The organism is Pantoea sp. BAV 3049, from assembly GCF_009765445.1.
Lineage (GTDB): Bacteria > Pseudomonadota > Gammaproteobacteria > Enterobacterales > Enterobacteriaceae > Erwinia.
The window spans coordinates 8,111-8,357 of sequence record NZ_WHOY01000031.1 but is presented as its reverse complement, the minus strand read 5'-3'; the positions used below and the strand labels follow the sequence as shown (position 1 = coordinate 8,357).

The window sequence follows — 247 nt, the reverse complement described above, 5'->3', positions numbered from 1 at the left end:
ATACCCTATAAATCTGGAGCCTTACGAAGGCGGATATGTGGTTTCGTTCCCGGATATACCTGAGGCGCTAACCCAGGGGGATACCCGAGAGGAAGCGCTCTCTATGGGGCTTGATGCGCTGGTAACATCGTTCGATTTCTATTTCGAGGATAACCGGCCAGTCCCGCCCCCTGGCGATATCACCGGTGATTTTGTAGATGTTCCGGCCAGCGTGGCGGCAAAGGTGCTATTGCTCAATGCGTTTATT

1 protein-coding gene is annotated in these 247 nt (G+C 53.0%); it reads left to right on the top strand.

What is annotated here, in order from left to right; all coding sequences use genetic code 11:
• Positions 1 to 247, top strand: a 247-nt coding sequence (locus GSQ70_RS25675; protein WP_199257201.1) for a type II toxin-antitoxin system HicB family antitoxin, incomplete at both ends; no start/stop codon positions are given.